This window comes from Halorientalis brevis, assembly GCF_023077655.1.
This window is the reverse complement of sequence record NZ_JALLGV010000001.1, coordinates 871,467-879,272: the sequence shown is the minus strand read 5'-3', so window position 1 is coordinate 879,272 and position 7,806 is coordinate 871,467. Positions and strand designations below refer to the sequence as shown.

The following is a 7,806-nucleotide window of genomic DNA, read 5'->3' as shown; positions in this document are numbered from 1 at the left end:
TTTTTAGCTAACTGAACGACTTTGCTCGTGAAGCGGGAGATCTTCGACATGGACATCGGCGGTTTCCCGCTTCTTACTCCTAGTTCTGACGGTCGAAGCCGACGCTGTCCAGCGATTCACCAGAGCCCAATTTCCCAATTACACGACCCGTAGATCCACTCATTATCTGAGAATGGTAAGAGTATTTGATAAAAGTATCTGACGCTATCTAAGACGCTCAAACCGACGGCACCTGAGTGGGCGGTAAAATCCTCTTTTATACACTGGACTCGGAATATAGATTTGAACCTTTTTCGCCAAACCGGTGGGAAAGAATCCTTCGAGATACGCGCCCTGTATTCAGCAGTCGAATTATGACAATTATCTGATAACCAAAGCTGGAACTGCCGACTTCGCCACTACGCACTCGGTTGTAGGGTAAGACACCGGACTGCACAGCACGGTTTTTCTGTCGCCCCTGAAGGGTGCGGGGCGACGTACAGAGTCCCGCAGACTCGATGGAATCTATCAGCACTTCCAGTCGGTGGATCGTGAGGATTGACCAATAAAGAAATAAAATGTTGATAATGGAACAACTCTTCGAAGGATATCCACTCGCCACCAGCGACCGCACCTTCTGTGCAGGCTGTCGCCACGAGGTTGAGCCGGTCGCGTACAGTCCCATGGTCGAAGGGGGTGAACCGTAGCATGGCCGATGCGGCCCTGCTGGACTCTGTCGGCCCGGACGTGTACGTACGCATCCAGACCGACCTGCTGGTCATCGGCGACTCGATCATCACGGACCGCCACCACGCGAGCAGTGGCAACTACGACCCCGACGACCCCCAGAATCAGATCGGCGGCATCATCCCGTCGTTCTCCCTGTCGGGCTGGCTCCGCCACGGCATGGAACGTGTCGTTCAGCAACACGGCGGGACGGCCTGCCACCCCGGCGAGTCGAACGCCAACTTCCGAAAGGACGACGTCTACGAACGCGACCTGGACGCCGGGTACCACCCGAAGGGTGACTGCGTGGAGGACCCGACAGCCGACGACGGCTGTCTAGTGTTCGACCTCTTCGGCGGCTTCGGCGGCGTTCCAGGGAAGGTGATGCGGCGGCCGATCCAGTTCTCGCCCGTCCGGTCGAGCGTCGACTACACCCGCGGCCAGGCGGAGGGCCATTACCGGCGGCTGAATCGCAACGTCGTGTCGCGGAACGAAGCGGACAATCGGGAACCGCTCCGGAACGTTGAGGTCGATGCCGTGGCCAACCTGGACGGGGCCTGGCACCTCTCCTTCCGCGAGCTGAAACCCGAGTTCCTCGGACTCCTCGATGCAGCAATCAGGTACCTCAACGAGAACTGCACGGACTTCATGCACCAGTTAGGTGGGGCCAGGAACTTCGGTGCCGGGATCGTCGAGTGTGCCCTCGTGAATCCCCTCTACGAGGAGCGGGAACTCGCCCGAGTGTTCGACCGGGGACGGGGGAAGACGCAGACGATGGAGGAGAAAGACCAGACGTGGGAGGACAAACACCTCTCCGAGTTCGAATCAGCCCTCGAAGACCGTGTTGAGGGGTAAGATCGAGAATCGAGTAGTCAAATGACAATAAATAATGGTTGATGATATGCTGGCGGCATTCCGTCACGACGCGCACAAGTTCACCGGCGAGAGCCATGATAACGCTCGCGAGGAGTTCGCTGGCGTAGCCGTGAACCAGCCGGTTCCCAAGGGGGCAGACGGCGATGCAGCGGCGCTCTCGCGGGCTCAACAGACGCAAGAGCGGACCGTTCCGACACACGACAATCACTACCGACTGTCACTGCTCACTGGCGAGACTGCCTACGACCCCGGGGAGTTCTCACGGGCGACCATCCAGAGCGAGGTCCACGACCTGATCGCTGTTGCGAATGCCGAGATCGCCCACGAGCGATGGCTGGGGTCCGACGTGGCAGCGGCGTTCAACGAGTCGGTGTATCACCCGTACACGAGCCTGAAGTACCACACGTTGCTCGTTGCGGCCTTGCTCGACAACTACCAGGCTGGACATGAGTTCACTGACCTTCGGCTCATCGTCGACTCGGCGGGTACGGTCGTCCCGTTCCGCACTATCTTCGACGGTGAACGCTTTGCGTTCCGTATCGATGGCAAGGCCGATGGAATGCCCAGCGCCCGGCTTGGCAGTCGTCCGTGGCGGTCGTGGGCATCGGTGTGGACGCGACTGACAGCCCACCCACTCGACACGGACAGCGAGAAGTGGGACATGGCGCTCGATGCGAACCTCCGACGGATCCAGTCGTGGAGTACAGCACTCCAGTACATCGAGGACTTCGAGCACTGGGACTACGGGCCAACTGATCTAGCTGACGAAACTGCAGTATCACTATGAAGATTCAGCAAGTTTTGTGGAAGCTCCGGATGGACTACATTGGCCATCCGTACTACGTCTCGGGTAACGCTATCCTCCACGCCCTTGGACAACAACTTCCGCCGGAGACACACAGAGAACTGTCAGCAAGTCATGGCGTGTTCGTTCCTGGCCAGTTTGGCACGTTTCCTGACGAACACACACAGAGTGGTGTTCGTCCGTACCTCGGGAGCGGGCTGCCGGACGTGGAGGCCTATGACGATCTGTTTCTCCAGCGGGAGGCCGTCCACCCGTGGCTCCTCGATAGTCGGGCTCGGGCTGCGCTGAACACGCACGATCTGCGGGTTCAGGCTGGCCATCCAACGCTGGCCCACGAGACGATTATGGGTCGCCGGCCAGACCAGCGAAAGCAATATCAGACGACGGAGTGGCACATTCACAGCTACCTGTACGCCGATGACCCCGATACGCTACCACTGGGTGAGGAGGTGCTTGATGGTCTCCAGTTCGGCGGGAAGCGCAACTACGGCTACGGTGAAGTCGCGCTGCAGGACACACAGATGGTTTCCCTCGATGCGCTGGATTACTCCCGATTGGAGGGCAGTGAAGCATGGCTTATCGAGTTAGTGACGCCGTTCGTGTTGGGGTCGGACTACCCGAACGCCGACGACGTGCCGGTGCCGTGGTGGTGGGCCGAAGATCGTGAGGATCTCCGGGAACGAGAAGAGAAGGTGCTGGAACAGTGCGAGGTGTACCGCCTCCAGACGGTTGACCACGGGCAGGTCGTGAAGTACACCGGTGACCGTCCAGTGGAGACGGCGAAAAACGGCCTCCAGCGAATCGGTTCCCATTCCCGATACGGCTTCGGAGAGATTCGCGTTAAGCCGATCGCTGCACTATCTCAAGAACGAAAGAGGACTAGGGACACTCGTATGTCACCCCACGAATGACAGTGGATCGTCCGAGATAAACTCACTGGACCTTGAATAAAGAAATCGTATTGTGTCAAGATTTAACTTCGAAGCAGGTGTGTCCGTGGCAGGCGGATCTCACACTATCTCGACCATGGTGTTGGTTTGTTGCCCCCGACGGGGTGCGGGGCGACACACCGTCCCCGCGTGACTCCAATGGGACATCGAGCACTCATTGCGTACGAACGACCGGATAGTCTCTACAACCTCCACTACAGCCACTGGGGAGCAGCGGACCTCAGACTGAAACACGCCATCACCCCGGTGACACCCTTCGGTGGTGACGAGCCAGGCGATGATACTCCACGCATTCTGTTCGATGCCCTCGTCGAAGCCTATGACGAGGAGACGGCGTCGACACACGTCACTGCGGCGGACATGCTCGCCGGACAGGTCGATCACGACCCGTTGGCGATCGCTATCACCAAAGAGGAGATCCTCACCGAGTACCTAGATTTCCTGCACCACGAGGCGTTCTACGTCGTCGATCCCGACTTTCAGGTGACAGCGTACAGAACCCACTGGTTCGGGTTGCAGTACGACTGCGAGACGATCACTGAGTCGCCAACGGTCGGCAATGGGGCGCTCCGGACTGTGCGGTGGTCCGACGGCGAACCCGTCGGTGACGGCTACGCACGCGGGGAGTTTCAGGCACTGAAAGACATCTGTGGTGACCTGATCGATCGCGATGTGTTCTCACCTGAGCACGCGCTCGAGTACATGCAGGCAAAGCTGGTGGAGACGGTTGCTTCCCGTAACGAGCTCATCATTCGGACACCGTGTGGCAGCAGGAATTCCTCTTGGCAATTGTAATTTCTCACTCACGGACCTGCCGTCTCGTACACTTTCTTCGAGATCTGCAACGTGCAAGCGTGGCCGCACGTTTTCTTATTGAGCTATCTTTGTCACCTGTTCCTAGCTGTCTCCTTCGCACTCGCTGAGTCAGGCCGCAGAAAGCATTAGCAACTGGTGCTAGCCAGGTTCACCAAGAGGTAACGCAGTCCTCGTCTGGCGGACAACTCCAAGCTCACACCAAGACGTGAGACTGCCACTCACGTGAGTGGTGAATGCGACCAGTACTGGAATTGGTTGAAAGATGTGCTTGATGGTGAACAATGTGGGTGAATCACTGAGTAAAGTATACAAACGTACAGAATATTTTTATTACATCCCTTCTTTGGTATGTATGATGCCACGAACACAACCCTGTCCGGAGTGTGGCACAGGAATGGAGTACCAAGGCAACGAGCGTCGCATCTTCGAGCCGGATCCTGAGACGATGACTGACGGCCAACTCGCCGAACAACTCGCTGCCAAGATGGGTGCTCATTACGAAGAAGGAATGCATGGCGTGACGATCGAGTACTATCACTGTCCGAAGTGCAACGAACAGGTGGAAGTACGATGATCGAGGACGTCCGTGCCAGGTACGAGAAGTTATTCACTGCCCTGCAGGAGTCCGAGCGGCTTCCCCTTGCCCCGAGCACAATTGCGCGCCAGTTCTTCTGTGAGAAGAAGGTCGCCCTCGAACGGGAAGTCGGTGATATCGAGACGCTAGCCACAGCCCGTGGATCAGAGATACACGAGACGGTAGCCGACGATGCTGAACCGAGCGACGAGGACGAGTTCTGGGCGGCCCTGGAACGTGGCGAACGACAGGTCGTCCTCGAAAGTCCGTTCCTCGGTGAAGTGGACGAGTTCCTCCTCGGTGGGTCCCCCGATGCCGTGCTGTTTGAGGACCAACGCCCGCAGCTCGTGGTCGAGCACAAAACGACCTCCCGTCTTGATTACCTGTTTAAAGACCAGCGCGTTCAGGCATGGCTCTACGGGTATATTCTGGACAGTTTAGGGTTAGAGACGGATTCCCTGACCATTGCGATTCTTCGCCATGAGCAGTCGCTTGATCCGATAGCTGCGAAGAATCTGCAACGGGAGGTGATTCGCGAATACGACGCGTGGGATCTGGGGTACACCGAATTGCACGCTGAGCCCGAAGCCGGTCTGCATCTCTCGGAGTACGCGACGGCTGATTTCATCGACGATCTGGAGTGGGCACTTGGCTACTGGCGAAACGAGCGTGACCCGAAACCAACGATGAAACCAGCGAAATGCCGATCCTGCGAATATTCGGAAGTCTGCTCTGCTTCGCAAACAGAGCCCTGATTCACTATTCACGCATCCGATCTGCGGCTTGCAGTACCATTTGCGTGATTGGAATTTGTATCAGTCTGAGAGGAATATCCAGACTGCCAGATAACAACCGCGTATCGAAACTGATTGTCGATCGATAAGACATATCATGTAGCCTTGTTTACGGCTCCGGTATGGAGTTTATCGCGTCGGAGTTTGACGACTCTAACTCGGGAACCGACGCAGAGCGGGACGTCTGGGACCGTCTCAAACGCTGTTTTGGGCCGGCTGACGTCGGCGTCGCCTACTATCGGTTTCCAATCATCGACGAACACAACGAGGATCTCGATCGCGAAGCGGATTTTCTCCTCCTCCACAAAGACTACGGCCTGATCGTCATCGAGTGCAAGGGCTATCGGATCGAGCATCTCGATCGGATCGAAGGCGCGACGTGGATCCTCCAGAACATGGGACAGGACCGAGCAGCTCCGTACTCCCAGGCACGTGATCAGGGCTTTCGCGTGCGCTCGCAGATGATGCGCGAAACCGAGCTGATGGACGACCAGGGCCAGTGTTCGGTCGTCCTGACCCCGATCGTCGCCCTACCAAATATTACGCGTGACGAGTGGGAAGCCCACGGGTTTGCTGACCTGCCCTCCAGTCCACGGGTGCTCTGCCAGGACGATCTGACGCCCCAATCACTGCGTGAGCGCCTGGCGGATGTCCTGGGGGAGACGGAGCTGAGCGTCGACGAGTATCTCAGTGCACGGGCGGTTCTCAGCGGTGGCCAGGCCATCAGCGGGGAGCGCGGCCCCATCCTCGCGGATGCAGCGACGAAAGCCGCTCACTACGAGCAGATCGAAAAGGGTCTCCAGACGCTCGATGAGAAACAGGAGCGGATCGGCCTCGAAATCCCCGATGGTCCACAGCAGATCCGTGGCATCGCCGGGTCGGGCAAGACGGTGCTGATCGCACGGAAAGCCGCGGCGATGCACGCAAAGCACCCGGACTGGACGATCGCCGTGACCTTCTACACGCGGAGTCTCTACGAGACGATCCGGTCACACGTGCGGCGGTTCTATGCCGATTTCGGCGGTGACGATCCCGACTGGGGGCGGCTTGAAGTGCTCCACGGCTGGGGCGGCAAACGCGAACACGGCATTTATTATAAAATCGCCCAACAGGCGGGACTCACGCCCAAAACCTACGACGAGGCCAAGGCGGCGTTTGGCGATCGTGACGACGTGTTCGCGGCCTGCTGTGAGGAAGTCCTCGAAGACGGGAATATCCAGCAGGAGTTCGATGCGATCCTGATCGACGAGGCCCAGGACATGCAGCCGGCGTTCTACCAGATGTGTTACGCCGCCCTCACAGAGCCAAAGCGGCTCATCTGGGCCTACGACGAGGCACAAAATCTGACGAGCCTGCAGGCACCCAGCCCGAAGAACGTCTTCGGGACTGATGAGAACGGTGACCCCCGCGTCGACCTGCGCGGCACGTACCAGGGTGGGATCCAGAAAAGCCGCATCATGCGCAAGTCCTACCGCACGCCTCGGGAGGTGCTGATGGTTGCCCACGTGCTGGGAATGGGGCTGAAGAGTGCGGATGGCCCCGTTCAGGCGATTACCACCCAGAAGGGCTGGGAAGACATCGGCTACGAGGTGCTCGACGGTGATTTCAGGACGCCTGGCGATCCCGTTCGGATCACGCGCCCGCCGGAGTACTCACCACACCCACTGCAGGATGAACCGGAGGCCGCCCCCTTCCTGGGGTTCATGTCCTTCGAGGGGAAAGAGGCCGAGCTCGAGTACGTCGCCGAACGCATCAAAGGTGACATCGAGCGGCAGGGCCTGGCGCCGGAGGAAGTCATGGTCATTCCGTTCGGTGGCTACGACACCGGGCGGTCAGCAGGCGAGTTCATCGCAGACCAGCTCGCCGCGGACGGGATCGATGCCAACCTCGTCTGGAACGGTGACCGAAGCGTGTTCAAAGAGGACGGGAAAGTGACGATCTCCCGAATCAGACGGGCCAAGGGGAACGAAGCGGCCTCCGTCTATCTGGTGAACGCCGAACGGATCGCACGTGCAGACTGGCGTGACTCACGCGTCCAGGCACGCAACGCCGCGTTCGTCGGCGTCACCCGATCACGTGCCTGGTGTGAGATCACCGGCACCGGGGCCGATCTGCCGCTGTTCGATGAACTCTCCTCGCTCATCGAGAGCGTCAATCAACCCGACCCGGTCGTCGAGTTCCCGGCGCCGAACCCACACGATCTGGAAAAGGAGATCGCGTCGGACGACTCGATGGCCACCACGTTAGAGCAGTTCGAGTGAGATGGCCTTGTTGCAATCTTTTAGT

Annotated in this window: 7 protein-coding genes; all 7 read left to right on the top strand. The window is 58.7% G+C overall.

The features are described 5' to 3' along the window. Positions 1–687 precede the first annotated feature (687 nt). The gene (locus tag MU553_RS04510; protein WP_247376103.1) at positions 688–1,560 is read left to right on the top strand and encodes a hypothetical protein; all 873 of its coding nucleotides are present in this window, start codon (positions 688–690) and stop codon (positions 1,558–1,560) included. 34 nt (positions 1,561–1,594) lie between these two features. Next, positions 1,595–2,368, top strand: a complete 774-nt coding sequence (locus MU553_RS04505) for a DUF8168 family protein (protein WP_345893350.1) — start codon at positions 1,595–1,597, stop codon at positions 2,366–2,368. Further along, positions 2,365–3,297: a hypothetical protein gene (locus tag MU553_RS04500; RefSeq protein WP_247376098.1), complete on the top strand. Its 933-nt coding sequence runs from the start codon at positions 2,365–2,367 to the stop codon at positions 3,295–3,297. The genes MU553_RS04505 and MU553_RS04500 overlap by 4 nt, the downstream gene beginning before the upstream one ends. Positions 3,298–3,474: 177 nt before the next feature. Further along, positions 3,475–4,131 carry a DUF6735 family protein gene (locus MU553_RS04495; protein ID WP_247376097.1) on the top strand — a complete coding sequence of 219 codons (657 nt, stop codon included), beginning with the start codon at positions 3,475–3,477 and terminating at the stop codon, positions 4,129–4,131. Positions 4,132–4,507: 376 nt separating this feature from the next. After that, positions 4,508–4,726 (top strand): hypothetical protein, encoded by a 219-nt coding sequence (locus tag MU553_RS04490; protein WP_247376095.1) that lies wholly within the window; start codon positions 4,508–4,510, stop codon positions 4,724–4,726. Further along, positions 4,723–5,481, top strand: coding sequence for a PD-(D/E)XK nuclease family protein (locus MU553_RS04485; protein ID WP_247376093.1), 759 nt, complete (start codon positions 4,723–4,725; stop codon positions 5,479–5,481). The genes MU553_RS04490 and MU553_RS04485 overlap by 4 nt, the downstream gene beginning before the upstream one ends. Positions 5,482–5,642: 161 nt before the next feature. Then, entirely contained in the window at positions 5,643–7,781 is a 2,139-nt protein-coding gene (locus MU553_RS04480; protein WP_247376090.1) for an NERD domain-containing protein, read from the top strand. Positions 7,782–7,806: the final 25 nt, after the last annotated feature.